At 70.2% G+C, this 26,230-nt stretch carries 25 protein-coding genes, 1 tRNA gene and 1 pseudogene; 19 read left to right on the plus strand and 8 right to left on the minus strand.

Annotated elements, in window-relative coordinates; genetic code table 11:
- The first annotated feature begins 53 nt into the window (after positions 1-53).
- The 5 genes from ACT54X_RS27935 to ACT54X_RS27955 all read left to right on the plus strand — a co-directional run bounded on the left by ACT54X_RS27935 (position 54) and on the right by ACT54X_RS27955 (position 4,312).
- Positions 54-917 (plus strand): fumarylacetoacetate hydrolase family protein, encoded by an 864-nt coding sequence (locus ACT54X_RS27935; protein ID WP_294372956.1) that lies wholly within the window; start codon positions 54-56, stop codon positions 915-917.
- Positions 918-1,052: 135 nt separating this feature from the next.
- On the plus strand, positions 1,053-2,021 hold the full coding sequence (locus ACT54X_RS27940) for a tripartite tricarboxylate transporter substrate binding protein (protein WP_294372958.1): 969 nt from the start codon (positions 1,053-1,055) through the stop codon (positions 2,019-2,021).
- 17 nt (positions 2,022-2,038) lie between these two features.
- Positions 2,039-2,617 carry an amino acid synthesis family protein gene (locus ACT54X_RS27945; RefSeq protein ID WP_294372959.1) on the plus strand — a complete coding sequence of 193 codons (579 nt, stop codon included), beginning with the start codon at positions 2,039-2,041 and terminating at the stop codon, positions 2,615-2,617.
- A gap of 44 nt (positions 2,618-2,661) precedes the next feature.
- Positions 2,662-3,654, plus strand: coding sequence for a zinc-dependent alcohol dehydrogenase family protein (locus ACT54X_RS27950; protein WP_294372961.1), 993 nt, complete (start codon positions 2,662-2,664; stop codon positions 3,652-3,654).
- Positions 3,655-3,880: 226 nt separating this feature from the next.
- Positions 3,881-4,312, plus strand: a complete 432-nt coding sequence (locus ACT54X_RS27955) for a MarR family transcriptional regulator (protein WP_294372963.1) — start codon at positions 3,881-3,883, stop codon at positions 4,310-4,312.
- A 17-nt stretch (positions 4,313-4,329) separates the two neighbouring features.
- On the opposite strand, the gene ACT54X_RS27960 is transcribed toward ACT54X_RS27955, so the two are convergent.
- On the minus strand, positions 4,330-4,572 hold the full coding sequence (locus tag ACT54X_RS27960; protein ID WP_476349853.1) for a hypothetical protein: 243 nt from the start codon (positions 4,570-4,572) through the stop codon (positions 4,330-4,332).
- Between ACT54X_RS27960 and ACT54X_RS27965 the strand changes: the two genes are divergently transcribed.
- On the plus strand, positions 4,571-5,440 hold the full coding sequence (locus tag ACT54X_RS27965) for a Bug family tripartite tricarboxylate transporter substrate binding protein (RefSeq protein WP_476349879.1): 870 nt from the start codon (positions 4,571-4,573) through the stop codon (positions 5,438-5,440). The two genes, ACT54X_RS27960 and ACT54X_RS27965, sit on opposite strands and share 2 nt — an antisense overlap.
- Positions 5,441-5,615: 175 nt before the next feature.
- Here ACT54X_RS27965 and ACT54X_RS27970 read toward each other — a convergent pair.
- Positions 5,616-5,714 (minus strand): annotated as a pseudogene (locus ACT54X_RS27970) (tripartite tricarboxylate transporter substrate binding protein); the annotation flags it as partial.
- Positions 5,715-6,076: 362 nt separating this feature from the next.
- Here ACT54X_RS27970 and ACT54X_RS27975 point away from each other — a divergent pair.
- Positions 6,077-6,211: a hypothetical protein gene (locus tag ACT54X_RS27975; protein ID WP_294372968.1), complete on the plus strand. Its 135-nt coding sequence runs from the start codon at positions 6,077-6,079 to the stop codon at positions 6,209-6,211.
- 50 nt (positions 6,212-6,261) lie between these two features.
- On the opposite strand, the gene ACT54X_RS27980 is transcribed toward ACT54X_RS27975, so the two are convergent.
- Both ACT54X_RS27980 and ACT54X_RS27985 read right to left on the minus strand, forming a co-directional pair.
- Positions 6,262-6,338 (minus strand) — tRNA-Arg (locus tag ACT54X_RS27980).
- A gap of 484 nt (positions 6,339-6,822) precedes the next feature.
- Entirely contained in the window at positions 6,823-7,815 is a 993-nt protein-coding gene (locus ACT54X_RS27985) for a LysR family transcriptional regulator (protein WP_294372970.1), read from the minus strand.
- An 87-nt stretch (positions 7,816-7,902) separates the two neighbouring features.
- Here ACT54X_RS27985 and ACT54X_RS27990 point away from each other — a divergent pair, with 87 nt between their 5' ends.
- From ACT54X_RS27990 to ACT54X_RS28005, 4 genes are read left to right on the plus strand one after another with little or no spacing between them, the layout of a single operon-like run.
- Positions 7,903-9,147: a CaiB/BaiF CoA transferase family protein gene (locus ACT54X_RS27990; RefSeq protein ID WP_294372972.1), complete on the plus strand. Its 1,245-nt coding sequence runs from the start codon at positions 7,903-7,905 to the stop codon at positions 9,145-9,147.
- Positions 9,144-10,412, plus strand: coding sequence for a DUF1254 domain-containing protein (locus ACT54X_RS27995; RefSeq protein ID WP_294372974.1), 1,269 nt, complete (start codon positions 9,144-9,146; stop codon positions 10,410-10,412). Before ACT54X_RS27990 ends, ACT54X_RS27995 begins: the two co-directional genes overlap by 4 nt.
- A 36-nt stretch (positions 10,413-10,448) precedes the next feature.
- Entirely contained in the window at positions 10,449-11,438 is a 990-nt protein-coding gene (locus ACT54X_RS28000) for a Bug family tripartite tricarboxylate transporter substrate binding protein (protein ID WP_476349856.1), read from the plus strand.
- Positions 11,435-13,210, plus strand: a complete 1,776-nt coding sequence (locus ACT54X_RS28005) for a carboxylesterase/lipase family protein (RefSeq protein ID WP_476349858.1) — start codon at positions 11,435-11,437, stop codon at positions 13,208-13,210. The genes ACT54X_RS28000 and ACT54X_RS28005 overlap by 4 nt, the downstream gene beginning before the upstream one ends.
- A 39-nt stretch (positions 13,211-13,249) precedes the next feature.
- On the opposite strand, the gene ACT54X_RS28010 is transcribed toward ACT54X_RS28005, so the two are convergent.
- Positions 13,250-14,389 carry a CoA transferase gene (locus ACT54X_RS28010; RefSeq protein WP_476349860.1) on the minus strand — a complete coding sequence of 380 codons (1,140 nt, stop codon included), beginning with the start codon at positions 14,387-14,389 and terminating at the stop codon, positions 13,250-13,252.
- Positions 14,386-15,384, minus strand: coding sequence for a tripartite tricarboxylate transporter substrate binding protein (locus tag ACT54X_RS28015; RefSeq protein ID WP_476349862.1), 999 nt, complete (start codon positions 15,382-15,384; stop codon positions 14,386-14,388). Before ACT54X_RS28015 ends, ACT54X_RS28010 begins: the two co-directional genes overlap by 4 nt.
- Before the next feature lie 155 nt (positions 15,385-15,539).
- On the opposite strand from ACT54X_RS28015, the gene ACT54X_RS28020 reads away from it, so the two are divergent.
- Together ACT54X_RS28020 and ACT54X_RS28025 are read left to right on the plus strand one after the other, a co-directional pair.
- Positions 15,540-16,454 carry a LysR substrate-binding domain-containing protein gene (locus ACT54X_RS28020; protein ID WP_476349864.1) on the plus strand — a complete coding sequence of 305 codons (915 nt, stop codon included), beginning with the start codon at positions 15,540-15,542 and terminating at the stop codon, positions 16,452-16,454.
- A gap of 47 nt (positions 16,455-16,501) precedes the next feature.
- The gene (locus ACT54X_RS28025) at positions 16,502-17,509 is read left to right on the plus strand and encodes a metal-dependent hydrolase (RefSeq protein WP_476349866.1); all 1,008 of its coding nucleotides are present in this window, start codon (positions 16,502-16,504) and stop codon (positions 17,507-17,509) included.
- Between the two features lie 54 nt (positions 17,510-17,563).
- Here ACT54X_RS28025 and ACT54X_RS28030 read toward each other — a convergent pair whose 3' ends face one another.
- Positions 17,564-18,511 carry a LysR family transcriptional regulator gene (locus tag ACT54X_RS28030; RefSeq protein ID WP_294372989.1) on the minus strand — a complete coding sequence of 316 codons (948 nt, stop codon included), beginning with the start codon at positions 18,509-18,511 and terminating at the stop codon, positions 17,564-17,566.
- 133 nt (positions 18,512-18,644) lie between these two features.
- Between ACT54X_RS28030 and ACT54X_RS28035 the strand changes: the two genes are divergently transcribed.
- The 3 genes from ACT54X_RS28035 to ACT54X_RS28045 are packed head-to-tail and all read left to right on the plus strand — an operon-like array spanning position 18,645 to position 21,181.
- Positions 18,645-19,610, plus strand: coding sequence for a Bug family tripartite tricarboxylate transporter substrate binding protein (locus ACT54X_RS28035; RefSeq protein ID WP_476349868.1), 966 nt, complete (start codon positions 18,645-18,647; stop codon positions 19,608-19,610).
- 3 nt (positions 19,611-19,613) lie between these two features.
- Positions 19,614-20,804 carry an FAD-dependent monooxygenase gene (locus ACT54X_RS28040; protein WP_476349870.1) on the plus strand — a complete coding sequence of 397 codons (1,191 nt, stop codon included), beginning with the start codon at positions 19,614-19,616 and terminating at the stop codon, positions 20,802-20,804.
- Positions 20,805-20,851: 47 nt separating this feature from the next.
- Positions 20,852-21,181: a YnfA family protein gene (locus ACT54X_RS28045; RefSeq protein ID WP_476349872.1), complete on the plus strand. Its 330-nt coding sequence runs from the start codon at positions 20,852-20,854 to the stop codon at positions 21,179-21,181.
- Here the strand turns inward: ACT54X_RS28045 and ACT54X_RS28050 are convergent.
- Positions 21,159-22,982, minus strand: coding sequence for an acyclic terpene utilization AtuA family protein (locus tag ACT54X_RS28050; protein WP_476349874.1), 1,824 nt, complete (start codon positions 22,980-22,982; stop codon positions 21,159-21,161). The genes ACT54X_RS28045 and ACT54X_RS28050 overlap by 23 nt on opposite strands.
- 173 nt (positions 22,983-23,155) lie before the next feature.
- On the opposite strand from ACT54X_RS28050, the gene ACT54X_RS28055 reads away from it, so the two are divergent.
- The 3 genes from ACT54X_RS28055 to ACT54X_RS28065 are packed head-to-tail and all read left to right on the plus strand — an operon-like array spanning position 23,156 to position 26,058.
- Complete coding sequence (locus tag ACT54X_RS28055) at positions 23,156-24,331, plus strand: acyl-CoA dehydrogenase family protein (protein ID WP_294372997.1); 1,176 nt, start codon at positions 23,156-23,158, stop codon at positions 24,329-24,331.
- A 30-nt stretch (positions 24,332-24,361) separates the two neighbouring features.
- On the plus strand, positions 24,362-25,192 hold the full coding sequence (locus tag ACT54X_RS28060) for a TIGR03084 family metal-binding protein (RefSeq protein WP_294372999.1): 831 nt from the start codon (positions 24,362-24,364) through the stop codon (positions 25,190-25,192).
- Positions 25,189-26,058 (plus strand): phosphatidylglycerol lysyltransferase domain-containing protein, encoded by an 870-nt coding sequence (locus ACT54X_RS28065; RefSeq protein ID WP_294373002.1) that lies wholly within the window; start codon positions 25,189-25,191, stop codon positions 26,056-26,058. The genes ACT54X_RS28060 and ACT54X_RS28065 overlap by 4 nt, the downstream gene beginning before the upstream one ends.
- Positions 26,059-26,230 lie beyond the last annotated feature (172 nt).

Consider the following 26,230-nt stretch of genomic DNA (forward strand, 5'->3'; position numbering starts at 1 on the left):
GGTTCTGGCACCGCACCCTCGACTCACCTCTTTCCCACTCGAATGGAGCACCCATGAAACTGCTGTCCTTCCTCCACCAAGGCCGTGAAACCTGGGGCGCCGTCGTCGGCGACGGCGTCGTCGACCTCGGCCAGGCCCGCCCGCAGCAGCCGACGCTGGCCGACTACATCGCCTCCGGCGACTACCTGCAGGCGGCCCAGCATGTCGAAGGCCTGCCCGTGGTGGCCAAGCTGGCCGACATCACCTACCTGCCGGTGATCACGCGGCCCGAGAAGATCGTCTGCGCCGTGCGCAACTACATGGACCACCACCAGGAAGTGCTGGCCGCCGGCATGCAGCGCGAGCTGTCGGAGATGCCGCCGATCTTCCTGCGCGTGTGGCGCTCGCAGACGGCGCACAACGCGCCCATCGTCAATCCGAAGGTGTCGGATTCGCTGGACTGGGAAGGCGAGCTGGCCGTCATCATCGGCAAGGGCGGCCGTGACATCCCCAAGGACAAGGCCTACGAGCACGTCGCCGGCTACTCTTGCTACAACGACGGCAGCGTGCGCGAGTGGCAGTTCCATGCGAAGCAGATCGCCTCGGGCAAGAACTTCGAATCGACCGGCGGCTTCGGCCCCTGGATGGTCACCGCCGACGAGATCGCGCCCGGTCGCCAGCTCAAGCTGGAGACCCGCCTGAACGGCCAGGTGGTGCAGTCCAGCCACACCGGCCACATGATCTTCGACATCCCGACGCTCATCAATTACGCGTCGACCATCTTCACCCTGAGCCCCGGCGACGTGATCGCCACCGGAACGCCGGCCGGCGTGGGCTGGAGCAAGAAGCCGCCCCAGTTCATGAAGCCGGGCGATGTCTGCGAGGTCGAGATCGAGGGCATCGGCATCCTGCGCAACCCCATCGTCCAGCAGGCCTGAAGCCCTGCATCGGCAGGCGCTGACGGCGCCTGTCGATGCCCCTGAGTGCGGCGCATCCCGGCCGGGATGCGCGACACATCGCCCACCGGCAGCCCGGTGGTGCGAGCCATAAGAAATTCAATGGAGACAACCATCATGCGGCGTAGAGATGCTCTCGCTGCAGGCCTCGGCTTTGCCTGCAGCTTTCCCTTCACAGCCCGGGCGCAGGGCTATCCCGACAAGCCCATCCGCGTGCTGCAGGGCTTTGCGGCCGGCGGCAATGCCGACACCATCGCCCGCGTGGTCGGCGCCGAAATGGGCAAGACCCTGGGCCAGCCCTTCGTGGTCGAGGCGCAGACAGGCGCAGGTGGCACCCTCGCCTCGGCGGCGGTGGCCCGGGCCAAGCCCGACGGCTACACGCTGCTGCTGGCCACCGGCGGCCATGCGGTGGCGGGGGCGCTCTACAACAAGCTCAGCTACCAGACGGTGGCCGACTTCGAGTGCATCTCCACGATCACCTTCTTTCCCTTCCTGATCGTGGTGAAGGCCGATTCGCCCTATGCCTCGCTGGCCGACCTGCTCAAGGCGGCGCGTGCGCCGGGCAGCCAGGTGTCGTACGGCACGGCCGGCATCGGCTCCACGCACCACCTGGCCGGCGAACTGCTGGTGAAGATGTCCGGCGCTCGCATGCTGCACGTGCCCTACCGCGGCGATGCGGCTTCGGTCACGGCGCTGCTGTCGGGCGAGGTGCCCTTCATCATCGCGCCGCCCACGGCCGCGATGGGCAACATCAAGGCGGGCAAGATGCGCGCCATCGCCACCACCGGCGCGCGCCGCTGGGGCCAGATGCCCGAGCTGCCGACGGTGGCGGAGCAGGGCGTGCCAGGCTACGAGGTCACATCCTGGGCTGGCCTGATGGCGCCGGCAGGTACGCCCCGGGCCATCGTCGAGCCACTGAACGTCGCGGTGCAAAAGGCGCTGCAGCAGCCGCAGGTGCGTACGCGCCTCGAAGACATCGGTGGCGAGGCGCGCGGCAGCACGCCCGAAGAGATGACGGCCATGGTCCAGAGCGAACTCAAGAAGTGGACCGTGGTGGTCAACGAGGCCCAGATTCCCAAACAATGAACGAGCGAGGTGCTCCCATGTCCCTGATCCAGATCCGCAAGCGCAGCCTGACCGTCGAGACCATCTACCACGAGGGCGGCCCGCCGGTCGACCGGCCGCTCAAGCTGGCGGCGGCATGCGCGGTCATCCGCAACCCCTATGCCGGCCGCTACGAGCCCGACCTGATGCCGTTCATGGCCGAGCTGCGCTCGCTGGGCACATTGCTCGCGACGGAGCTGGTGGAGACGCTGGGCCGCGACCAGGTGGAGGTCTACAGCAAGGCCGCCATCGTGGGCGTGAACGGCGAGATGGAGCACGGTGCCGTCTGGCATGAGGCCGGCGGCTGGGCCATGCGTGCGGTGCTGGGCGAGCCCAAGGCCATCGTGCCGGCGGCCAAGGCCGTGGCCGCCACCGGCTACCGCCTGATGGTGCCGCTGCACTACATCCACGCCGCCTACGTGCGCAGCCACTTCAACAGCATGGAGGTCGGCATCCAGGACGCACCGCGCCCGGACGAGATCCTGTTCGCCCTGGTCATGGGCACCGGCGGCCGGGTGCATGCCCGGCTCGGCGGCCTGACCAAGGAACAGGTCTCGGTCCACGACGGCCAGCGTTGAGTGCGGTGCCAGCAGCAGGAGCAAGACCCACGATGGCGACGACGATGAAAGCGATCCAGCTGCGGGTGCCTGGCGGCCCCGAGGTGCTGGAGCAGGTGGAACTGCCCGTGCCCGCCTGCGGGCCGGGCCAGGTGCTGGTGCGCGCGCGCGCCATCGGCGCGGGCGGGCCGGACGTGCTCATCCGCAAGGGCATCTACAAGTGGATGCCGCCCATGCCGGCCATTCCCGGCAACGAGATGGCCGGCGTGATCGAGGCGGTGGGCGAGGGCGTGCCGGCCGACCGGGTCGGCCAGCGCGTGTTCGTCAGCGCGCGCGAGCTGCCGCAGCGCGGTGGCTGCTATGCCGAATACATCGCCGTGCCGGCCGATGCGCCCTTCGTGCTGCCCGATGCGATCTCGGACAGCGAGGCCGTGAGCCTGGGCAATGTGCAGCTCGCGCAGGCCATGCTGCTGGGCACGCAGGGCGGTCTGCCCGTGCGTTCGATCCTCGTGCCCGGCGCCGCTGGCGGCGTGGCCACGGCGTTGACGCAACTGGCGGCGCACCATGGCATGACGGTGATCGGCACCGCCTCCACACCCGCCAAGCAGGCCCATGCACTGGCCCACGGCGTGACCACGCTGGTGGACGGCGATCCGGCGGGCCTGCCCGAGCGGGTGATGGCCGCCACCGGCGGGCGCGGTGTGGACCTGGCCTTCGACCACGTCGGCGACCGGCTGCTCATCGCCTGTATCCGCGCGCTGGCGCCCATGGGCACGGCCATCTCGTACAACATCGCGGGCGGCCCGCCGGCCGAGGATGTGTTCCAGACCCTGCGCTCGCTGCTCAGCCGCAGCCTGGCGGTGCGCACCTTCTCCATCCACACCTTCGACGCCGACCGCACGCAGCGACGCGCACTGATGGAGACCGCCATCGGCCTGATGCGCGACGGCGCCGTCAAGGCTTCGCCGACGACGAGCTATCCGCTCGCACAGGCGTGCGAGGTGCACGCGCTGCTCGACGCGGGGTCGGTGCAGGGCAAGCTCGTGCTCGTGCCCTGAGAACCTGCGTGGCCATCTCCGCACGGCTGCGGCTGCGCGAATGAAGGGATCTTGGCGCTCGTGTCCTGGCTGCCATCAAGCGTTCGCCGGCACCCCTGGAGGTGGCGCACCGCTTGTTCTAATCCGTCGCAGGGATCACCCGCAATGCGGCGCACATGGATGGTGGAGACGACGTTTGGAGAGAACGGCCGACCTGTTTCTGTTTCGACTGGCCAAACTGGCCTCGGTGAGCGGGCAGCCCCTGGTGCGGCTGTGCGAAGGCAAGTACGGCATCACCCGGCGCGAGTGGCGGCTGATCGTGGTCCTGAGCCAGGAGGGGCCACTGCTGTCCACGACGCTGGCGCGGCGTGCCAGCGTCGAGCCCGCGCGCACGTCGCGCACCGTCACGCAGTTGGTGGCGCGCGGCCTGGCCGAACGGATTCCGCGTCCGAACGACCGGCGCTGCATCGAGATCCACCTCACGCAGCGGGCGCGGGACATCTATGAGGACCTTTATCCGGTGGTGCAGGAGATCGAAGGCGCGCTGCTGGCAGGCCTTTCGGCGCAGGACCGCGCCGAGCTGGGGCGCCTGATGTCCATGCTGGAGTCCACCGCCGGCGCGCTGGTGCCGCCCGGGCAACTGCCGAAGGCGGATCGCCGCAAGTTCCATCGGAAGTAGGCAAGGGCGCGCAAACCCTAGGAATGGTTCATTTTTGCAATCATCTTGTCGTGACCTAGATTCGCCCGGCGCACACGGTGTGCCTGGGCCAGGGCTGCATCGAGAGCGTTGAAAACTTTGCCTGTCGGTGAGACGGGTGTGGAGACGACGATGAAACGACAGACGACGAGCCGGGCATTGGGTGCCCTGTTGGCAGGGCTGTGCATGGCGGGCGGCGCTGCGATGGCGCAGACATGGCCCACCAGGCCGGTGACGATCATGGTCGGCGTGCCGGCGGGGGGCGCGCTCGACCCCTTCGCCCGGGCCCTGGCCGATCAGCTCAACAAGACCACCGGTGGCACCTTCATCGTCGACAACCGGCCCGGCGCCAACGGCAATCTCAGTGCCGAGATGGCCCTGAAGGCCACCGACGGCAACACGCTGTGGATCGGCACGCAGTCCATGATGACCATCAACCCGGCGGCCTTTGCGCAGCTGCGGTGGAAGCCGTCCGATTTCGTCCCGGTCCTGAAGGCCGTCGAGGCTCCGCTGGTGCTGGTGACGAATCCCTCGGTCAAGGCGAAGAACTTCGCGGAGCTGGCGCAGTGGATCAAGGACCCGGCCAACAAGGCGTCCTATGCCTCGTTCAGCCCCGGCACGCCGTCGCACTTCCTCGGCTACCAACTCAACGAGAAGCTGAAGGCGAAGATGGTCCACATTCCATACAAGGGTTCGGCGCCGCAGATCACCGACATCCTGGGCGGCCAGGTTCCGTTCGGTTTCACCCAACTGGCATCGGCGACACCGCAGATCAAGGAAGGCAAGCTGCGGGCCATTGCGGTGACCGGGCCGAAGCGCTCGCGCTACCTGCCCGACGTGCCGACGCTGCAGGAGGTCGGCCAGGGCGACCTGACGACAACGATCTGGTTCGGCGTGTTCGTGCCGCGCAGCACCGATCCGAAGCTCGTGGAGCAGATCCGCAGCGCCGTGATGAAGGCGCACAAGGATCCGGCCTACCGCGCTCGCCTGGAAATGCTGAACTTCGACGTGCCCGACGTCTCGATCCCCGAATTCGAGAGCGAGATCGCCAGCGACACCGCCCGTTGGGCCGCGCTGGTCAAGGCGACCGGCTTCAAGGCAGCCGACTAGGACGGACGAGGTTCTTCCGTGGTTTGGCGCCCGGCGGGGCGCCATTTTTTTGCAGGGCCTGCGGCACCGCATTTGCCGGAAATCCGATACGTCGGATTTTCTTTGGACGCCGCAGAGATTGAACGAGATGCGTGCCAATGCGCTGCTTGCGCCGGGCATCGGGCGCAAAGGGGCACTCCGGTTCGATGCGTGCAGACTTGATCATGCGCCCCCACTTCTGCGCATCCGCTGCCTGGAAGCGCGCCAGGACTTGCGGGGTCGTTGTCCGCGGTTCGATCCTTCATTTCCATCACCGCACCATGCGTTTGCAGTCCGACCCAGCTCCTGCTTCCCGCGCGCCCGCAACGTTCCCGCGGCCTGACGCCAGGGAGATCCTCGCCACCGGCTCCGGCTCCGGCTCCGGCTCCGCTGGCGCGGACTTCTGCCTCGCTCCGCTGCTGTTCGGGAACTGGCGTGGGCATGGTGGCCGGTCCGGGACTGGCGGGCGCGTTGGTCGGCCACAGTCTCACGTTGCCGCTGCTCGTCATGACGGCGCTGCCGGTGGTGGCGATGGTGGTGCTTTGGCGCTGATCCTCGCTCAACTGCTGGTGCGCCGACTGCGTTGGCCTCCGCCGCGGTGTCGAGCTGCCAAACCAGTTGTGGGTCAGCGACTTCACCTATGTCCCGACCTGGCAAGGCTGGTTGTACGTGGCCTTCGACATCCCGCCGGCCGAGGCCGAAGCAAACCACTACCGGCAACTCGCCTGTCAGGCCACCACCGTGGCGGGGTGACAGAAGCCAAACAGCCGCCACGGAAACCGGGCCGATTCAATTTCTTTGGATGGCCTGCCCAGAGGGACTCGAACCCCCGACCTGCTGCTTAGAAGGCAGCTGCTCTATCCAGTTGAGCTATGGGCAGTGAAGAAGGGCTGCGTACAGGCCGGCACAAGGTCTGGACGAGTGGCCGTAGGCGGCACGGTTTCGCAGGTGAGCGCGAAGCCGCGCATTCTAGTGGCAGGGGCCTCGTTCCACGATGACCGCTCGCGGCGCTGCTCGCGCTCTCCGGAGGACCGCATGGCGTCGCTTATGCCATCCGCAGGGCGATCAGCACCACCAGACAGACGGCAAGCACGGCCAGGATGGTCTTGCCGATGCGGTCTGCCCTACGCCGAGCCGCGTACTGCTTGTGGTCCATGACGCAAATGTCCTCTCGCGATGTGACAGGGGTCTGACGCCGCATGGGGCGCAGCGGGCGGGTTGACCGTCCAAGCCGCAAGGCAGGCGGCTGAAGCGATCTTTGTGCCAGCCGCCGCCGGGCTCGTCCGCCCCCCTGCGGGATTGGCCGCAAAGACAAGCGCCCCAGCAAACCACGCGGATTTTAGTGACACAATTTGTCACGATCTCTAAGTTCTTCGTACTTCGAGGGTTTTGCGCGCATCCAGCCGCTGCGGCCGTGGCGGCCTTGCCACGCGGCGCAGTGCTTCCGCAAAAGCAAGGACGACAGGCGGGCGCTGCAGGTCCTCTTGCCGCATGAACAGCCCGAAGGAGGGCAGCGGTACGCGGGGCGTGACCTCCACGCGGTGCACGCCGCCACGCGCCAGTTCGTCGGTGGCGTGCTCGCGGCGAACAGCGCACAGCAGGGTGGGATCGGCTCGCAGCAGCGCCCCGATGGTCACGGAGGACATGACCTCGATCACGGGTGTCGGCGGCGCCGCGGCCTCATTGAGAAAGGCGGTCATGAAGGCCTGACGCACCAGCGTGTCGCGCGGAGGCACCATCCATGGCGCATCCCGCAGGTCGGTCCAGCGCAGGCGTCCCTTATCGGGGCGAGGCAGGGCCCCCGCCGTCAGCACGTGCAGTTCGTCCTCCAGCATGAGCACGGGCTCCAGCCTCGGCATGATGTCGGCGGCCAACAGCTCGGGCGTGACTGCGCCGAACACACAGTCGAGTTCACCCGCCAGCAGCCGCTGGATCAGCTCGTGCACGCGTCCTTCGCGAATCTGCACGACAGTGCCGGGCACCTGGCGGCGCAGCTCGGCCACCGCGGCGGGCACGGCAGCCGTCACCGACGGCGCGCCGACGCGCAGCAGAGCCACAGCGCCGCTTTTCAGTGCGGCCACCTCCTCGGTCGCGCGTTCCAGTTCATGGAGCACCGCCCGCGCGCGGTAGGCGGCGCTCGCGCCCAGCGCATTGGGCTGCATGCCCTGGTGGCTTCGCTCGAAGAGGCGGGCGTCGAAGCAGGCTTCGATCTCGCCCAGCATCTTGCTCAGCGCCGGCTGGCTCAGGTGCAGGCGGGCGGCCGCCCCGCGCATGGTGGCGGTCTCGCTCAGCGCGACCAGCAGTTCGAGGTGGCGCAGACGCAGCTTGCGCACGAGGTGGTCGGTCCGGCTGTCCATGGGGGTGGTCGGCGATAGCGCCTGGTGATCACGACCTCACGATTATTGAATTTTCAAGAATGGCCGCCGCCGGTAACTTCGCGGTCCATGAGCTTCCAAGAGACCGAGACAGTCCGCGCCGCCACGCCGCTCGATGGCGTGCGTGTGATCGACATGGGCCAGTACATCGCCGGACCCGGTGCCGCCATGGTGCTGGCGGAACTGGGCGCCCAGGTCATCAAGATCGAGCCGCTGGCCGGCGACCAGGCGCGCCACATCGGGCGCTACGGCGAATCGATGCTGCGCGCCTATAGCCGCGGCAAGCAGTCCATCGCGCTGGACCTCAAGCGCGAGGAGGGCCGCGCCGTGGCCTGGCGGCTGATCGGCGCCAGCGACGTGCTGGTGCAGAACCTGCGCCCAGGCGCCGTGGAGGCGCTGGGTTTCGGCCCCGACGCGGTGCGTGCCCGCCATCCGCGTCTGGTCTACCTGTCGATCTCCGGCTTCGGCATGCAGGGGCCGTCGCGCGGACGGCCCGGCTACGACATCGCGGCCCAGGCCGAAAGCGGCCTGATGTCCGTCACCGGCGAGCCCGACCGGCTGCCGCAGAAGGTGGGCGTGCCCATCGTCGATGCGGCGGCGGCGCATCTGGGCGCGCAGGCCGTGCTGGCCGCGCTCTATGGGCGGGAGCGCAGCGGGCAGGGCGCCACGGTGCGCACCTCGCTGCTGGAAGTGGCGCTGCACCTGCAGGCCACCACCTGGAGCGACTACCTGGGCGGCGCGCCCGAGCCCACGCGCATCGGCGACGGCCAGCCCCACAACGCGCCGGCCGCCGAGGTGGTGCCCACGCGCGACGGCCACATCGTGCTCTCGGCCTATGCCGACGAGCACTGGGCGCGCTTCTGCCGCGTGGTGGGTCGCGAGGCGCTCGTCGACGACCCGCGCTTCTGCAGCAATGCGCAGCGGGTGCGCCATCGCGCCGAACTGCGCACCGTGCTGCGCGAGTGCCTGTCCGCCTTCAGCAGCGAGGAATGCGTGGCCCTGCTCAGCCGCAACCAGATCGTGGTGGGCGCCGTGCGCAGCTACGGCCAGGTGCTGCAGAGCGCCGACGTGCAGGCCAGCGGCATGCTGGTCGAGGCGGTGGCCGCCGATGGCAGCCGCTACACCACGCTGGCCTTGCCCTACACGCTGGACGACGCCCCGCGCGCCGCCCCGCCCGCGGCGCCGGCCGTGGGCGCCGACACCGAGGCCGTGCTGGCCGACCTCGGCTTCTCGCCCGAGCAGATCGACGCCCTGCGCCGCGACGGCGTCGTCGGTGGGTGCCGCAAGAACAACGAGACGGAGACGACCCGATGAGCCCTGACACCCACCTTGTCCATCCGGATGCCGCCGAGCAGGCGGTGATCCAGACCCTGCCGCTGTTCGAGATGATGCGCATGCGTGCCGCCACCACCGCCCGGCGTCATCCGCAGAATGGATTCGCGGCGCCCGAGCGCGACTCGCACTGGCGCTGGGTCAACCAGTTCACCCACACCCACCGCCGGCTCGGTCCGCAGGACAAGGAGGTGGTCAGCCCCAACAACGACACCGTCTACAGCAATGCCTGGCTGGACCTGTCCGAGGGGCCGGTGCTGATCGAATCGCCGGACATGGGCGATCGCTACTGGACGCTGGGCCTGCTCGATGCCTGGACCAATCCCTTCGCCTACGTGGGCCGCCGCACCACCGGCAACCGGCCGCAGCGTACGCTGGTGCACGGCCCGGGCTGGCAGGGCACGGTGCCGCCGGAGGTGACGCAGGTCATTGCCGCCCCGGGCCACGACGTCTGGCTCATCGGCCGCATCCTGGTGGAGGACGACGGACCGGATGCGCAGCAGGTGCAGCGCCTGCAGGCCGCGCTGCGCATGCAGCGGCTGGACGGCAGCGACGCCGCGATGCGTGTCGACACGGGCATCGACGGCCGCGACATCCGCGTACCCGACGCCACCACTTACCGGCGCGTGGTGGATGCCGCGCTGGCCGGCAACCCGCCGCCGGAGGGCGAGACATTGGCCTGGCCACCCGCGTGCGAGGCCCTGGCCGCCGCGCTGCCGGCGGTGTACGAGCACCTGCGCACCGCCGGCCAGCCGCACGACCTGGGCGGCGGCTGGGCCATCCCGGTGATGGTGCGCACGCACTGGGGCGACGACTGGCTCACCCGCGCCCGCATCGCGCGCAACTTCATCGGCGCGCTGGGCATGGACGAGGCGATGTACCCCACTGCCGAGGTGGACGCCGACGGCTCCGTGCTCGATGGCGCCCACCGCTACGAGCTGCGCTTCGCCCCTGGCTGCGGGCCGCAGGTCGGCGCGTTCTGGTCGCTCACCATGTACCGCCGCAGCGACTGCCTCTTCGTGGCCAACCCCATCGACCGCTATTCCATCGGCGACCGCACGCCGGGCTTGGTGCATGGCCCCGACGGCAGCCTGGCGATCCGCCTTCAGGCCGAGGACCCCGGCCCGGGGTTCAATTGGCTGCCGGCGCCGGCCGGCGAGCCCTTCTACGTGGTGCTGCGCCTCTACCAGCCGCAGGAGGCGCACCTGGCACTGCGCTTCGACTACCCGCCGATCCGGCGGCTCTGAGCGACCCGACGACAAAGCAAGAACGGAGACAACGACATGAGCCAGAACCTTCCCCGCCGCCTTTTCCTGGCCACCGCCGCTGCCGGCCTGGCGCTGCCGTGGTCGCTTGATGCCGCTGCGGCCGATGCCTGGCCCGCGCGGGCCATCCGGCTCGTCTCGCCCTACGGCGCGGGCGGTTCCAACGACATCCTCACGCGGGTGCTGGCCGACTTTCTCGGCCGCCGCCTCGGACAGAGCGTGGTGGTCGAGAACAAGGCGGGCGCCGGCACGCGCATCGCCAACGACTACGTGGCCAAGGCCGCGCCCGACGGCTACACGCTGCTGCATGCCGCCGCGCCCATCGCCATCGGCGAGGCGCTCTACAAGGACCTGCCCTACGACGTGCACAAAAGCTTCGCCGCCATCGGCAGCACGGCCATCGCGCCGCTCTTCCTGGTGGTGAATGCGCAGGCGCCGTACAAGACGCTGGCGGAGTTTGTGCAGTACGCCAAGTCCAATCCCAAGGGCGCGACCTTCGGCTCACCGGGGGCGGGCTCGGCGCCGCACCTCACGGCCGAACTGCTGCTGCGCGCGGCCGGCGCCAAGGGCATCGTGGTGCAGTACCGCGGCGATGCGCCGGCCTACACCGAGCTGCTGGCCGGGCGCATCGATGCCACGCTCACCGCCATCTCTACCGCGGTGCCGCACATCCAGGCCGGCAAGCTGCGCGTGCTGGGCGTGGCCAACGAGACGCGCACGCCGCTCTACCCCGACGCGCCCACGCTGCGCGAGCAGGGCCTGGCGCAGGTGGTGGGCTATGGCTGGTACGGCCTACTGGCGCCGGCCGGAGCGCCGGCGCCGGTGGTCGAGCGGCTCAATGCCGAGATCAATGCGGCCATCGCCGACGCCGATGTGCGGCGCAAAGCCGAGGCTGCCGGGCTGGAACTGCGCGGCGGCACGGCCGAGGCCTTCAGCGCTTTCATCGGCACCGAGACGCGCAAGTGGGCGCAGATCATCAAGGCCGCCAACATCACGGCCGAATCATGAGCCGCGTCATTCTTGGGGCCGGGCCGCTGGCCCGCGTGCTGCGCCTGGCGAGCGTCGTGGCGACCATCATCGGCGTGGCCGCCTGTGCCGGCCCGGGCGCGGGCTCGGGCGCGAACGCCCTACGGCGCGACACCACCTTCGGCCCAGTCGCCGGGCGCGATGACGCCACGCAGAACGGCACGTGGCGCTGGACGGGCGTGCCCTATGCGCAGCCGCCCATCGGCCCGCTGCGCTGGCGCGCGCCGCAGGCGCCGCAGCCGTGGACCGCGGTGCGCGACGCCACCCACTTCGCCCCGGCCTGCGTCCAGACGCAACGGCTGTACGGTCCCGGTCTGAACAACCGCTACGACGAGACCGTGGGCACCGCCCTCGGCCGCACCGTGGGGTCGGAGGACTGCCTCTACCTCAACATCTGGACGCCTGCCTCCCGTCCGGTAGCGCCGCGGCCGGTGATCGTCTTCGTCTACGGCGGCAGCAACATCAGCGGCTACACCGCCGACCCGGTCTATGACGGGGCGGCGCTGGCGCGCTCGCAGGACGCCGTGGTCGTTAGCGTCAACTACCGGCTCGGCATCTTCGGCTTCCTCGATGCGGCGTCGCTAAAGACCGGCCAGCGCGAGGAGGACTCGGGCAACTTCGCCCTGCTGGACATCACCCGTGCGCTGGAGTTCGTGGCCGGCAACATCGCGGCCTTCGGCGGCGATCCCGACCGCGTGACGCTCATGGGCCAATCCGCGGGCGCGGTCAACGTCGATGCGCTGCTGGTCTCGCCGATGCTGGTGGCGCGCGAGCGGCCGCTGTTCCACCGCGTGGCCGCGCTGAGTGGCGGGCTGTCCACGGCGGCGACGCTGCCGCGCGGTGCCATCGCCGGCGTGCTGCCCCGGACCGTCTGGGCAGCGCGCGCAGAGGCCTTGATGCTCGAAGGTCTGGTGGCGGGCGGCCATGCGGCGAACGAAGCGCAGGCCCGTCAGCTCGCACGCGATGCTGCTCCGGCCCAGCTGGCAGCCTGGCTGCGCGCCATGCCGGCCGACACGCTGCTCGATCTGGTCCGCACGCGACTCGCCGCCCGCGGCATGGCTGCCTCCAATCCCATTCCCGACGGCTGGGTGCTGCCCCCGGACCCGATCGCCGCGGTGCGCGCCGGCCGCTATGTGAAGGTGCCGGTGCTGGCAGGGCATGCGCGCGACGAGACCAAGCTCTTTCCCCAGCTCTTCGCGCTGCGGCCGGACCTGGGCGGCACCAGCGGCCGGCTGCTGGACGATGCGGCCGTCTTTGCGCTGGCCTACCGCTACGACCCCGACGGGCCGCCGCAGACCCGCATCGAGCAATGGATTCCACCCGCGTACCTGCCCACCGATGCACCGCGCACCGGCTTCGATGCGCGCGCGGCCGAGCTCGACCGCCTGTGGTTCGCGGCCATTCGCGACGACATGATGGATGCGCTGCACAGCCGGCAGCGCGAACTCTGGGCCTACGAGTTCGAATGGGACGAGTTGCCCGCGCCCTTCGACCGCATCTTCGGCGCGGCCCATGCCTTCGACCTGCCCTTCGTCTTCGGCAACTTCGGCCCTTCGCTGTTCGCCAACATCTCGTTCAGCCGGGCCAATGCGCCGGGGCGGCTGGCGCTGTCGCAGGCCATGATGGCCAGCCTGGGCGCCTTCGCGCGCAGCGGCGATCCCAACGACCCGTCGTTGGGCAAAGCCTGGCCGCAGTGGCCGCGGCGGCTGGTCTTCGACGCCACGGCAACGGCCAAGGCCATCGACGTGCGTTGAGCGTCCGCCATCCGCGCAACACACCGCGGCGCGTGCGCCTCAGCGCAGCGGCCGGTAGACCTGGAAACCCAGCCCCGTCGAGCGCACCGTGGTCTCGCCCTCGGTCAGCGCCACGGTGCCGATGCAGCCGTTGTCGGCCGCCTCGCGGCTGAATTCGGCGATGGTGCGCAGTCGAGCGGCCGGGGCACCAGCCGTGCTGATCGCGGCTTCGAGTTCGGCGGCACCGCGCGACGCGATGGCACGGGCCAGTGCCGTCTTGAGCGCGGCAGGGTCGAGCGCCCGCACGAAGCTCACGGGGCCGCCCGCATCCAGCGGCTGCGCGAACACGGCGGGATCACTGGCCAGGTGGCCCAGGCCCAGCACCTGCAGCACGGCCTGCAACTGGCGCGGCGTGTTCGCGCCGATGGCGAGCCATCCGTCCTCGGCCTGGAAGAAGTCGGCCGCGGGGCTGCCCGAGTAGCCCTGGTTGCCCACGCGCGGCGGCACGCTGCCGGTGGTGAGCGCGTCACAGGCCAGCGGGTACATGAGCTGCAGCGCCGCGCCGGCCATGGAGACGTCGACCAGCGCGCCGCGGCCGTTGCGCTCGCGCTCCCGCAGCGCACTCAGGATGGCCAGTGCGGCCAGCAGGCCGGTCGCCGAGTCGACGACGGGAAAGCCGGTCTTGACGGGCGGATCGCCCTCGGCGCCGGCCATCCAGGCCATGCCGCTCGCTGCCTGGATGACGTGGTCGTAGGCCGGGCGGGCGCGCCATTCCTCCGCACCCCGGCCATAGCCGGAGATGGTGCAGTACAGCAGGCCCGGATGCTGCGCCTGCAGGGCCGCATAGCCCAGGCCGAAGCCTTCGAGCACGCCGGGCCGCAGGTTGTCGACCACCACGTCGCTGGCCAGCGCCAGCGCCTCGGCCTGGTGCCGGCCTTCCTCGCTGCGCAGGTCCAGCCGAAGGTGGTGCTTGCCGGCGTTGAGGGCCAGGAACTTGTCGCCGCCCTGGCCGGCCCGGCGCATCACGTCGCCGTCCAGGCTCTCGACCTTGGTGACCTGCGCGCCCAACTGCGCCAGAAGGAATGTGGCAAAGGGGCCGGCGATGACATGCGAGAAGTCCAGGATGCGCACCCCGGCGAGCGGGGCGAAGTCGGTCACGGGCGCGAGCGGGGCGGGCGAGGGCATGGTGGCGGTGCTCATGGAAGGCTGATGCGGTTGCGGGCGATGAGCGTGCGGTAGCGCACGGTCTCGCGCTCGACGAAGCGGCTGAATTCGGCGGGCGACTCGGACACGCTGGGCACCGTGCCGTCGCGTGCGTAGGCGGCGCGCAGGCCTGCGTCCTGCATGGCCGCGCGCACGGCGCCGAACAGGCGCTGCACCAGAGGATCCGGAAGGCCGGGCGGTCCCCAGATGCCGGACCACGACACCAAATTCAGGTCCTGACGCCGCAGGGCCTCGTTGAGCGTGGGCACCTGTGGCAGGGCCGGGTCGGGCTCGCCGGCCGTGACGGCCAGGGCGCGCAGCTTGCCGTCACGCACCTGGGGCAGGGCGGTGGAGATCACAGGAAAGGCGAACTGCGCATCGCCGCGGATCAGCGCCAGCCCGATCTCCACCGAGCCGCGATAGGGCACATGGGTGGCCTGCACGTCGGCCGCCGACAGGAAGGCCGCCGCGAAGAGATGGGCTGCGCTGCCGATGCCGCCCGAGGCGTAGTTCAGCCGGCCGGGATCGCGCCGTGCGGCCTCCAGCAGGTCGTCCACGCTGCGCAGCGGCGAATCGGCGCCCACCACCAGCAGGCAGGCGCTGGTGCCGGTGCGGCAGATGTGGCTGAAGGCCTGGGGGTCGAACTTGACCGAGGGCTGAAGCAGCTTCTGCGTGACGTGGGTGGAGCTGCCCAGCAGCAGGGTGTAGCCATCGGGCGGTTGCTGGTTCACGTATTCGGCCGCCAGGATGCCGCCAGCGCCCACCTTGTTCTCCAGCACCATCGCCTGGCCGAGTTGCTTGCCCAGCACGGGGCCGAGCAGGCGGGCCTGGACGTCGGGGCCACCGCCCGCGGCGTAGGGCACGATCAGCCGCACGGGCCGTTCGGGGTAGCGCGCCGTCGCCTCGGGCGCGGCCGCCAGGGCACCGCGACCGGCGGCCAGGCCCAGGGCGCCGAGCAGCAGCCGGCGCCGACGCAGGGTCGTCTCGTTCATTGCTGTTGTCTCCGTCGTTCGATACGCCGATTCTGGAATCGCGGGCCATGCCACACAATTATTGGTTTCGAAAGAAGCCATCACCGATCGATATGGCTCAAACAGGATCCCAGCCCGCTTCCACCGCCCGCGATGAGGAGCGCCGTGCCCGGCGCATGGACCGCCTGCGCGTGCGGCACCTGCGGCTGCTGCACTGGGTGGCCGAGACCGGCTCGCTCAGTGCTGCCGCCGAGCGCCTGCAGGTGAGCCAGCCGGGCGCCACCAAGATGCTGCAGGAGATCGAGGCCGCGCTGGGCGTCGGCCTGATCGAGCGCAGCGCCCGTGGCGCCCGGCTGAGCCCCGCCGGCCGCGTGGCGCTGGACCGGCTGCGTGTGGCGCTCGGCGCGCTCGATGCCGCGGCAGGCGCGGACGCGGCGCTGGCGACGCCGGTGCTGCGCATGGGCATCCTGCCGCTGGTCGCCGTGGCCGTGCTGCCCGCGGTCACGGCCCACGTCGATGCAGCCGGGCAACTGCCCCGGCTGGTGCTGCGCGAGGCCAACGTGGACCAGCTCATGCGCCTGCTGCGCGACGGTGAGGTCGACTGCGTGATCGGCCGCCTCGAAGCCGGCGAGGACGCCCCGGGCGACCTGCAGATCGAGCGGCTGTGGGAAGAGCGCATGGCCATCGCGGCCGCGCCCGGCCATCCGCTGGTCGGCCGCCGGCGGCACACCCTGGCGACGCTGCAGGCCGAGCGCTGGATCCTGCCGCCGCCGGCCACCAACACGCGGCGCAACGTCGAGCGCTGGTTCCTGGAGAGTGGCCTGCAGCCGCCGGCGGCGGCGGTGGAGTCGACCTCCTTCCACACCAGCCTGACGCTGGCCGGCGCCGGCCGGTTGCTGGCCGTGGCGCCGCAGACGGCCGTCGAGCACTACCAGGCACGCGGCGTGGTGAAGGCTCTGCTGCTGCAGCGGCCCCTGCCGTCGGGCCCCATGTTCTTCATCACGCGCGCCGAGCTGGCGTCACTGCCACAGGTCGTCCAATGGCGCGCCGCGTTGGTCGGCCATGTCCGGCAGGCGGCGGCGGGCGCATAAGCGACGATCCGCACTCCGTTTTTTGACCTTCCCTGGGGCGACATCGCTTGGACTCCCTCACCCAGATCGTTCTCGGCGCCTCGGTCGCCGCCGTGGCCGTGCCGGCCCGCGACCGGCGCGTGGCCCTCGTCGCCGGTGCCGTGCTCGGCACCTTGCCCGACCTCGATGGCCTGGTCCTGTCCGGGATGGGCGTCGATGCCGTGACCAACGTCACCTGGCATCGCGGCCCTTCGCACTCGCTGCCGGTGCTGCTCGTCGCCGGCTGGCTGATCTGGCTGCTGGCGCGGCGCTGGAGCGCACGGGTACGCGAGGCGCCGCGTGGCTGGCTCGTCGGCATCTGGCTGGCCTTGATCACGCATCCGCTGCTCGATGCCTTCACCGTCTACGGCACGCAGCTGTGGTGGCCTTCGCCGACGCCGCCTGTGATGGGCGGCAGCGTGTTCATCATCGATCCGCTCTACACCCTGCCCTTGCTCATTGCCGTGATCGTGGCCGCGGTGGCGGGGCCGCGTCCACGCGGCCGGCGATGGCTGTCTGGCGCGCTGGTGCTCAGCAGCCTGTACCTGGGCTGGAGCCTCGTCGCGCAGCAGTGGGTGGACCGCATCGCGGCACGCGCGCTGGCGGCCCAGGGTTTGCGGGACGCGCCACGGCTGGTCGTGGCGTCGCCGCTCAACACGCTGCTGTGGCGCGTGGTGGTCATGACGCCCGATGGCTTCCTGGAGGGCGAGCGTTCGCTGGTGGCCGACAGCGGGGCCATGCACTTCACGCCCCACGCCAGCGAGGTGCAGGCGCTGGAGGCCTTGTCGCAGGAGCGCGCCGTGGCGCGGCTGCGCTGGTTCACCCATGGCTTCATGAAGGCGGCACGGGACGGAGACGACCTGATCGTGTCGGACCTGCGCATGGGCGCGGAACCCGACTACAGCTTCAATTACCGCGTGGCGCGCCGGGAGGCGGGCGCCTGGCAGCCAGTGCCGGTGGTGCTGCAGAACGGCATCCGTGACGCGCGCGGGATGCTCGGGCGCACCTGGGCGCGCATCTGGGCGTCGCCAGGCTGACCCATGCGGGCGGCGCGTCTGCCCCGTTTGAAACGGGCGTCGCCCCCGTTCAGCTCAAGCGCGGGATCGGGTGGACCGGCCGCGCGTCTGTGGTGCGCCGACAGCGGAGGTCCAGGGTGACAGCACCGCCGTGATGCATTCGGCGAATGCCGTGAGCACGTCGCTTTCTTCCCGGCCTGCCTTGGTGATCTCGAAGAAGTCGACGGGCACCACCGGCTGCCGCAGTGCATGCAGCGCGACGCGATAGCGCGCCGCGGCGCCAGCCACGAAGGAGGGCAGCACGGCCGCCCCGCGGCCGGCCTCGACCATCGCCAGCAGCGTGTGCAGGTGATTGAAGCTCTGCACGAATTGGCCGGGTTCGCCGCTGTCGCGCAGAGAGGCCTCCACCTGCTGCTGGATGGGGTTGGTGGGCGGCAAGCCCAGCAGCCCGTGACGAGGAGCTTCCTTCCAGCGCAATGGGGCAGCTTCCGTCGGTGACTCGTCCGCCGGCAGGATCAGCAGCAGCTGCGCATCGAGCAGCTTGCGTCGGCGCACCGCCCGCGAGGTGGTGAGGAAGGCGCCAAAGCCGGCATCGAGCACCCCGCTCTGCACCCGTTCGTAGATCAACGCGCGGTCCAGGTCCTGTACCTCCACCTCGACGTTCGGATGGGCCTGCGCGAAGACCGCGCAGGCCTGCGGCAGCACCGACGAGGCAATGACCGGCGTGGCACCCACCGACAGCCGACGCTTCTGCGTGGCTGTGATGCGGCCCAGGGATGCAGCGGCATCGTCCAGCTCCCTCAGCACGCGCGTGGCCGTGGGCAGGAAGGCCATGCCCTGCGCCGTGAGGGCCACGCTGCGCGTGGTGCGCTCGAAGAGGCGGCAGTCCAGCTGGGCCTCCAGCTCTCGGAGCATCGCGCTCAGCCCCGGCTGGGTGACGTGCAACTGCTCGGCCGCGCGGGTGAAGCTCTGCACCCGCGCGGCGGCCACAAAGGCCCGCAACTGCCGAGCCGAAAGGTTCATGGCCCGACTTTTCTTTGATAAAGATCAGTCATCAATTGATTTTATTTCTGACTTTTACTTTGCTGGCCATGCCGCTTCCAATCGGGCATCGGACCGGCGGGATGTGCCGGTCGCCCCTTCAGGAGACAGACCCATGACTTCCCTTGTGCGCCGCGCCCTCGCGGCCTCGCTGATGGCCTTGCCCGTTGTGTCGGCGCTGGCCCAGGCTCCCTATCCCTCCCGCGCCATCACCATCGTCGTGCCTTTCCCGGCGGGCGGTCCCACCGACGCCAGTGCCCGGGTGTACGGCAAGGCGCTGGGCGAGACACTGGGCCAGCCGGTGATCATCGACAACCGTGCGGGGGCCGCCGGCACCGTCGGCAGCGCCTTCGTCGCTCGCGCGCCTGCCGACGGCTACACGCTGCTGTGGGGCGGCACCAGCACGCTTGCCGTGGCGCCGGGCCTCTACAAGAACCTGCGCTACGACGCCCAGTCCTTCGTGCCCATCGGCATGGCCCTGCGCGGCCCGATGATGCTGGCGGCTTCGCCGGCCAGCGGCATCGCCTCGCTGGCCGACCTGCCCCGCAAGGCACGTGACGGACGCCTGACCGTGGGCACGGCCGGCACGGGGTCCATCGGTCACCTCTCGACCGAGCTGTATGCCGACGTCGCCGGCATCAAGCTGACCCACGTGCCTTACCGCGGTGGCAGCCCGGCGATCACCGATGCCATCGGTGGACAGGTGGACCTGGTGTTCGACACCGCGGCTGCATTGCAGCCCTTCGTCAAGACGGGAAAGCTGCGCGCCCTTGGTGTGGGCGGCACCCAGCCTTACGCGCCGCTGCCGCAGACGCCGACGCTGCAGTCCGCCCTCGGCAAGCCGTATGAGGCCTACTCCTGGTTCGGCCTGGTGGCGCCCAAGGAAACGCCGCCTGCCGTGCTGGAGACGCTGCGCAAGGCCATGGCACTGGTATCGCGCACGGCCGAGATCCGGCAGGTATTGAGCGATCAGGGCGTGGAGCCCGGCGTGGATGGGCCCGAGGCCTTCGGTCAGGTCATCGCCACCGATGCCGCGAAGTGGGCGCGCATCATCCAGCAGGCCGGTGTCACGGGAGAGTGAGCGATGCCTGACCCGATCCTCATCGCAGGCGCCGGCCTCGGCGGCCTGACCGCTGCGCTGGCGCTTCTGCGTCGCGGCCATGCCGTGCGCGTCTTCGAGCAGGCCGCGCAGCTTGGCGAGGTGGGCGCGGGCCTGCAGCTGAGCGCCAACGCCACCCGCGCGCTGCATCTGCTGGGCCTGGCCGAGCCGCTGGCCCGCGTCGCGGCCGAGCCGATGGGCAAGGAGATCCGGCTTTGGAGCACCGGCCAGACCTGGAAGCTCTTCGACCTGGGCGATGCGTCGGTGGCGGAATACGGCCATCCCTACTACACGCTCTACCGGCCCGACCTGCATCGGGTGCTGGTGGAGGCGATCCGCGCCCTTGCGCCCGACGCGCTCTGCCTGGGCGCGCGTTGCGAGCGCTTTTCCCAGACTGCCGACGGCGTGACGCTCACGCTGGCGGATGGCTCGGAGCACCGCGGGCGTGTGTTGATCGGCGCCGATGGCGTGCACTCGGCCGTGCGCCGCCAGCTCTTCGGCGATGGGCCCGCCGTCTATTCGGGCTGCATGGCCTGGCGCGGCGTGATCCCGATCGGCCGCCTGCCGGTCGAACTGGTGCGCCCGGTCGGTACGAACTGGGTCGGGCCCGGGCGCCATGTCATCCACTACCCCCTGCGCGGCGGTCAGCTGATGAACTTCGTCGGCATCGTCGAGACCGACCGCTGGGTGGCCGAATCGTGGACGCAGCGCGGCACGCATGCCGAATGCCATGCCGACTTCGAGGGCTGGCATGACGATGTGCATGCGCTGATCCGCCACATCGACGTGCCGTACCGCTGGGCGCTGATGGCGCGGCCCGCCCTTGCGCGCTGGACGCAGGACAGGGTGACGCTGCTGGGCGATGCCGCGCATCCCACACTGCCCTTTCTGGCGCAGGGCGCTGCCATGGCCATCGAGGACGGCTTCGTGCTGGGCCGTGCGCTGGCCGAGATCGACGACGCGCCTGAGGCGCTGCGTCGCTACGAAGCCGCACGCCTCGAACGTACGACCCGCATCGTGGAGAAGTCGACCGAGAACGGACGCCGCTTCCACAACCCCGAACTGGCCAGTGCTTCGGGCGCGGCCGCCTATGTGGACCGCGAGTGGCGACCGGAGCGTGTGCACGAGCGCTACCACTGGCTGTTCGAGTACCGGGTGGACGAGGTCGTGCTCTAGCCGCGGGCGGCGCAGTTGGCGAGGCACCGCCATGCAGAATGCCCACCGTGTACCTGCTCAAGACCTTCGCACTCTTCGTGCTCACGGCCCTGGCCGAGCTCGTGGGCTGCTATCTGCCGTGGCTGTGGCTGCGTCAGGGCCGCTCGGCGTGGCTGCTGCTGCCGGCCGCCGCCAGCCTGGCGCTCTTCGCCTGGTTGCTGACCCTGCATCCCACCGGCAGCGGCCGCGTGTATGCAGCCTATGGCGGCGTGTATGTGGGCGTGGCGATCCTGTGGCTCTGGCGGGTGGATGGCGTCGCGCCCACCGCCTATGACCTGTCCGGCGTCGCGCTGTGCCTGGCCGGCATGGCGGTGATCATGCTCGGCCCGCGCGCCTGAGGGCTTCGGCCGCCACGCTCGGCGGCACGGCGATGGGCATGTCCAGCAGCATCTGGGCCATGCCCTTGCCCAGCGGGTCCATGCGCATGGACGACGGGCCGCCGCCGTCGAGGGCATCGTGGATCAGCAGGTTCATCGCATCCGTGCCCGGCAGGTGGTAGCGCGTGACGTGCCCGGCAGGCAGGTGCCTGAACCAGGCCTCCACCACCGCCGGCTGCAGCGCCTGCCACAGCAGCGGCAGCCACTGCGGCCGGCGCGCCACCACGCCGATGTTGGACAGGTTGCCCTTGTCGCCGCTGCGCGCCCAGGCCAGGTCGATCAGGCGCACCGTCTCGGTGGCGGGCTCGTCGGTGGTCCAGTCGGCTGGGGCGGGCAGGGCAGGCACGGGCGAGGCCTGCGCGCCGGCAGGAATGGCCACTGCATGTCGCACGCCGTCGAGCACGAAACCCGGCTTCACCGCGCCCTTGTCCAGCAGGAAGGCGAAGGGCTTGACCAGCGGCGACACCGCCGGCCGCCCGCCGCCGGGGCTGGTGGTGCCCGGCGACCAGGACGTGCCGGAAGGCGCGATCTCACGCGCGAACATGGTCAGGGCCGCCTTCTGAGGATGGTTGGCCACCACGCGCATCATCACCTCGCGCGCCTGGTGGGTGCGGGCGTGCGGGCCGTAAAGCGTCTCGGCGCCGATGACCTCGATGTAGGTGGACGTGAAGGGCGGCAGGCCCTGGACCTGCAGGATCTCGCCGGTGCGCTCGAGGATGGCCTCGGCCGTGCGCCGCGCCTTCTTCTCGGCGTCGAGGCCGATGATCACCATGCTGCCCGCGCAGCGGAAGCCGTCCAGCTGCGTGGCCGACACCTTGTAATGGGGCGTCGGCGCGCGTCCCTTGGCCGGGCTTACGTGCACGCGGTTCTCGCCCTGCTGGGTGACACGCACTTCGCGGAAGTCGCAGCTCACCTCGGGCAGCAGGTAGGCGCCCGGGTCGCCGATCTCGTAGAGCAACTGCTCCACCACGCCTGCGCGGATCACCTTGCCGCCGGTGCCCTCCGGCTTGGTGACGACGAAGCTGCCGTCGGCGTGGCATTCCACGATGGGGTAGCCGATGTGCGCCCAGTCCGGGATGTCCTCCCAGTCGGTGTGCAGGCCGCCGGTGGCCTGGCAGCCGCATTCGATGATGTGGCCGGCCAGGCTGCCCGACGCGAGCAGGTCGTGCTGAGTGGCCGTCCAGCCGAACTCGTGCATCAGCGGACCCAGCGTGACCGCGCTGTCGACGCAGCGGCCGGTGATGACCACCTCGGCGCCGGCTGCGAGTGCGGCGGCGATGGGCGCGGCACCCAGGTAGGCGTTGGCGCTCAGCACCTTCTCGGGCAGGGCCTCGCCGGTGAACATGTCGCGCACGCCCTCGGCGCGCAGGCCGGGCATCAGGCTGCTCACGTCGTCGCCCTCGATCACGGCGATGCGCAGTGCGATGCCCTGCGCCTCGGCCGCGGCCTTCAGCGCCGCGGCGCAGCCGTGCGGGTTGATGCCGCCCGCATTGCTGACCACCTTGATGCCCTGGCGCTTGACCTCGGCCAGCACGGGCTTCATGGCGATGTCGACGAAGTCGGTGGCGTAGCCCAGCTCGGGGTTCTTGGTCCGGGCCGCGGCCAGGATGGCCATGGTGGTCTCGGCCAGGTAGTCGAAGACCAGGTAGTCGAGCCGGCCGCCCTTCACGAGCTGCGGCGCGGCCACCATGCTGTCGCCCCAGAAGCCCGAGGCGCCGCCGATGCGGACCGTGCGGGAGGCGTTGTTCGGCGTGTCTGTCATGCGCGTTTCCTCTGAAGCGGTCAGCGTAGCGAGGTGGCCGGTGCCGGGCTTGCGCCAACTCGCTGTCTCGGCCGGGCGCTCCATCCGCTCGTGTGGCGGCATTGGCGCAGCCAGTTCGCACAAGACCGGTCGCGTTTCTGACGCTAGCCTTGCAGCGACATCGGGAGACCTGCATGGACCTGCTCGAAGCGCCGCCGCTTCCCTTCCATTTCACGCCGGAGCATGAGCAGTTCCGCGCGAGCTTGCGCGACTTCATCGCCCGCGAGGTCACGCCCCATGTGCACGAGTGGGACGAGGCGGAGACCTTTCCGCGTGCGCTCTATGCCCGCATGGCCGAGCTTGGCGTGCAGGGCCTGGGCTACCCCGAGGCCTATGGCGGCACCCCCGCTGACCTGTTCTACCAGCTGATCGTGGCCGAGGAATTCGCGCGCTGCGGCGGGGGCGGGGTGCAGGCCTCGCTCAACTCGCACAGCATTGCGCTGCCCCCCGTGCTCAAGGCCGGCAGCGAAGCGCTGCGCCAGCGGGTGATTCCACCTGTGCTGGCGGGCCAGAAGATCGCGGCCCTGGCCATCACCGAGCCCTCCGGCGGCTCGGACGTGGCCAGCCTGCGCACGACGGCCGTGCGCGACGGCGACCACTACATCGTCAACGGCGAGAAGACCTTCATCACCTCCGGCGTGAGGGCGGACTTCATCACCACGGCGGTGCGCACCGACCCGACGGCCAAGGGCGCGGGCGGCATCTCGCTGCTGGTGATCGATGGCGACACGCCCGGCCTGACGCGCACGCCGCTCAAGAAGATGGGCTGGTGGAGCTCCGACACCGCGCACCTGCGCTTCGACCAGTGCCGGGTGCCGGTGGCGCATCGGGTGGGCGAAGAGAACCAGGGCTTCAAGCTGGTGATGAACAACTTCAACAGCGAGCGCCTGTTCATGGCGGTGCTGGCCTGTGGCTACGCCGAGGTCTGCATGCAGGAGGCGCTGGACTGGACGCGCCAGCGCAGCGTGGGCGGCAGCGTGCTGTCGCAACGGCAGGTGGTGCGTCACAAGCTGATGGACATGGCCATGCGCATCGATGCCACGCGTGCGCTGCTCTACGACCTGACCTACCGCATCGAACACCAGTTGGCGCAGCCGGCCCAGCTGGTGGCCCGCGTCTGCCTGGCCAAGGTGCAGGCCACGCAGACGATGCAGTTCTGCGCCGACCAGGCGGTCCAGCTGCTGGGCGGCATGGGCTTCATGCGCGGCACGAAGAGCGAGCGCATCTACCGCGAGGTCAAGGTCATGATGATCGGCGGCGGTGCCGAGGAAGTGATGAAGGACCTGGCTGCGCGGCAACTGGGCATCTGAACGCGACGAACCGACAAGACGACGACCACGATGAACGACACCATCGACGACCTGCGCGCCGAGTACGCCGAACTGGCCGGGCTGGTGCGCGGCCTGAGCCCCGAACAGTGGCGCCTGCGCAGCGACTTCTACGGCTGGACGCCGTGGGACGAGATCGCGCACCTGCTGTACTTCGACGAGACGGCGCTCCTGGCAGCGACCGACGCCGAGGCCTTCGCACGGGATACCGCTGCGCTGACGGCTCAGTTGGCGGCTGGCCGTGAGATCAGTGCCATCGCCCGCGAGAAGTACGGCCATCTCGATGGCGCGGCCTTGCTGGCGCACTGGGAGCCGGTGTCCGCGCAACTGACCGACGCCCTGGCTGCGCTGGACCCGAAGGCCCGGCTGCCCTGGTACGGCCCCAGCATGAGCGCGCGCTCCTTCGCCACTGCGCGGCTGATGGAGACCTGGGCCCATGGCCAGGACGTGTGGGACGTGGTGCGGCGTCGCCGCCCGGCCGGTACGCGGCTTCGCCACATCGCGCACATCGGCGTGACCACCTTCGGCTGGAGCTTCGTCAACCGCGGCCTGCCCGTGCCGGCGGTGGTGCCGTACGTGGAACTGCAGACGCCACCCGGCGGCGCAGAAAGCGAGGGTGCCTGGACCTGGGGCGATCCGGCCTCGTCCGAGTGGGTGCGCGGCACGGCCGAGGACTTTTGCCTGCTGGTGACGCAGCGCCGCAATGTCGCCGACACGGCGCTGCGCTACAGCGACGGCGCCGCGCGCGAATGGCTGCAGATCGCCCAGTGCTTTGCCGGCGAGCCGGCCAGCGCGCCGCCGCCCGGCGTGCGCCGCGTGGACTACCTCGACCCCGTCGCTTGAACGGCCTGCCGATCACGCTGGACCTGCAGCCGCACATCGACGCGGCGCTGGCGGCCTTGCGTACGGGGCAGGGCGCGCAGGCGCTGTCGGACCATGCCTTCTCCAACCTGTACCTGTTCCGCGAGGCCCATGCGTACCGCTTCGTGCCCGGCGAGTGGCCGGGCGTGGTGGGTCGTACCTACGACGGTGCCGGGCACTTCATGCCGCTCTTCGACATCGGTACGGCGCCGCTGGCGGTGCTGGATGCGTTGATCGAGAGGCATGGCTGTCTCTATCCGGTGGCCGAGCATCAGACCCAGGTCTTGCCGGCCGGACGCTTCGTGTGGAGCGCCAACGAAGACGATGCGGACTACCTCTACGCGGCCGAGTCCTTCCGCGACTATGCGGGGCGGGCCCTGGCCAAGAAGCGCAACCTGGTGCGGCAGTTCCTGGCCCATCATGTGCCCGAGGCCGTGCCCTTCGGTCCAGCGGTCGAAGCGGCAGCGCGCGAGGTGCTTGCGGGCTGGATGGTCCAGAAGGGCAAGGGCGCCGGCGAGGCCGACGAGCACGCGTGCCTGGAGGCCATCGCGCATGCCGGACGCTTCGGCCTCGAAGGCTTCGTGTACTTCGTCCAATCGCAGCCGGTGGCCTTCGTGCTCGCGCAGGCGCTGGAGCCGGGCGTGTTCGCCATCCGGTTCGCCAAGGGGCTGGACAGCCATGTGGGCATCTACCCGTTCATGTTCCAGCACTTCTGCCGGTCGTTCGCGCGTCCGGTGCTTTGGTTGAACTTCGAGCAGGACATGGGCAATCCCGGGTTCCGGCGGAGCAAGCGGTCGTACGCGCCGCAGGCCTTGCTGGCGAAGTGGCGGGTGTCGCGGGTTGGGTGATTGGCGTTTGATGTCGGCCGGCCGTTCGTTTGTTCCGATGGTTCGCTTCTAGCGGTGGACTGGTCCCGGCGATGGTCCGGTTGTGGGCGGTGGTTCGGCCCTGGCGCCGGTGAGGGCGTGTCGGCGCTTCAAGTGGGGCGGTCGGCGCTGCGCGCCGACTCCCCTCCGGTGC

The sequence above is a fragment of the Pseudacidovorax sp. DMC4 genome (assembly GCF_056314265.1).

What these genes read in the sequence shown, in the direction of transcription:
- ACT54X_RS27935 (WP_294372956.1), top strand. Translation starts at nt 54, where the DNA reads ATGAAACTGCTGTCCTTCCTCCACCAAGGCCGTGAAACCTGGGGCGCC.
- ACT54X_RS27940 (WP_294372958.1), top strand. Translation starts at nt 1,053, where the DNA reads ATGCGGCGTAGAGATGCTCTCGCTGCAGGCCTCGGCTTTGCCTGCAGC.
- ACT54X_RS27945 (WP_294372959.1), top strand. Translation starts at nt 2,039, where the DNA reads ATGTCCCTGATCCAGATCCGCAAGCGCAGCCTGACCGTCGAGACCATC.
- ACT54X_RS27950 (WP_294372961.1), top strand. Translation starts at nt 2,662, where the DNA reads ATGAAAGCGATCCAGCTGCGGGTGCCTGGCGGCCCCGAGGTGCTGGAG.
- ACT54X_RS27965 (WP_476349879.1), top strand. Translation starts at nt 4,571, where the DNA reads ATGGTCGGCGTGCCGGCGGGGGGCGCGCTCGACCCCTTCGCCCGGGCC.
- ACT54X_RS27960 (WP_476349853.1), bottom strand. Translation starts at nt 4,572, where the DNA reads ATGATCGTCACCGGCCTGGTGGGCCATGTCTGCGCCATCGCAGCGCCG.
- ACT54X_RS27985 (WP_294372970.1), bottom strand. Translation starts at nt 7,815, where the DNA reads ATGGACAGCCGGACCGACCACCTCGTGCGCAAGCTGCGTCTGCGCCAC.
- ACT54X_RS27990 (WP_294372972.1), top strand. Translation starts at nt 7,903, where the DNA reads ATGAGCTTCCAAGAGACCGAGACAGTCCGCGCCGCCACGCCGCTCGAT.
- ACT54X_RS27995 (WP_294372974.1), top strand. Translation starts at nt 9,144, where the DNA reads ATGAGCCCTGACACCCACCTTGTCCATCCGGATGCCGCCGAGCAGGCG.
- ACT54X_RS28000 (WP_476349856.1), top strand. Translation starts at nt 10,449, where the DNA reads ATGAGCCAGAACCTTCCCCGCCGCCTTTTCCTGGCCACCGCCGCTGCC.
- ACT54X_RS28005 (WP_476349858.1), top strand. Translation starts at nt 11,435, where the DNA reads ATGAGCCGCGTCATTCTTGGGGCCGGGCCGCTGGCCCGCGTGCTGCGC.
- ACT54X_RS28010 (WP_476349860.1), bottom strand. Translation starts at nt 14,389, where the DNA reads ATGAGCACCGCCACCATGCCCTCGCCCGCCCCGCTCGCGCCCGTGACC.
- ACT54X_RS28015 (WP_476349862.1), bottom strand. Translation starts at nt 15,384, where the DNA reads ATGAACGAGACGACCCTGCGTCGGCGCCGGCTGCTGCTCGGCGCCCTG.
- ACT54X_RS28020 (WP_476349864.1), top strand. Translation starts at nt 15,540, where the DNA reads ATGGACCGCCTGCGCGTGCGGCACCTGCGGCTGCTGCACTGGGTGGCC.
- ACT54X_RS28030 (WP_294372989.1), bottom strand. Translation starts at nt 18,511, where the DNA reads ATGAACCTTTCGGCTCGGCAGTTGCGGGCCTTTGTGGCCGCCGCGCGG.
- ACT54X_RS28035 (WP_476349868.1), top strand. Translation starts at nt 18,645, where the DNA reads ATGACTTCCCTTGTGCGCCGCGCCCTCGCGGCCTCGCTGATGGCCTTG.
- ACT54X_RS28040 (WP_476349870.1), top strand. Translation starts at nt 19,614, where the DNA reads ATGCCTGACCCGATCCTCATCGCAGGCGCCGGCCTCGGCGGCCTGACC.
- ACT54X_RS28050 (WP_476349874.1), bottom strand. Translation starts at nt 22,982, where the DNA reads ATGACAGACACGCCGAACAACGCCTCCCGCACGGTCCGCATCGGCGGC.
- ACT54X_RS28055 (WP_294372997.1), top strand. Translation starts at nt 23,156, where the DNA reads ATGGACCTGCTCGAAGCGCCGCCGCTTCCCTTCCATTTCACGCCGGAG.
- ACT54X_RS28060 (WP_294372999.1), top strand. Translation starts at nt 24,362, where the DNA reads ATGAACGACACCATCGACGACCTGCGCGCCGAGTACGCCGAACTGGCC.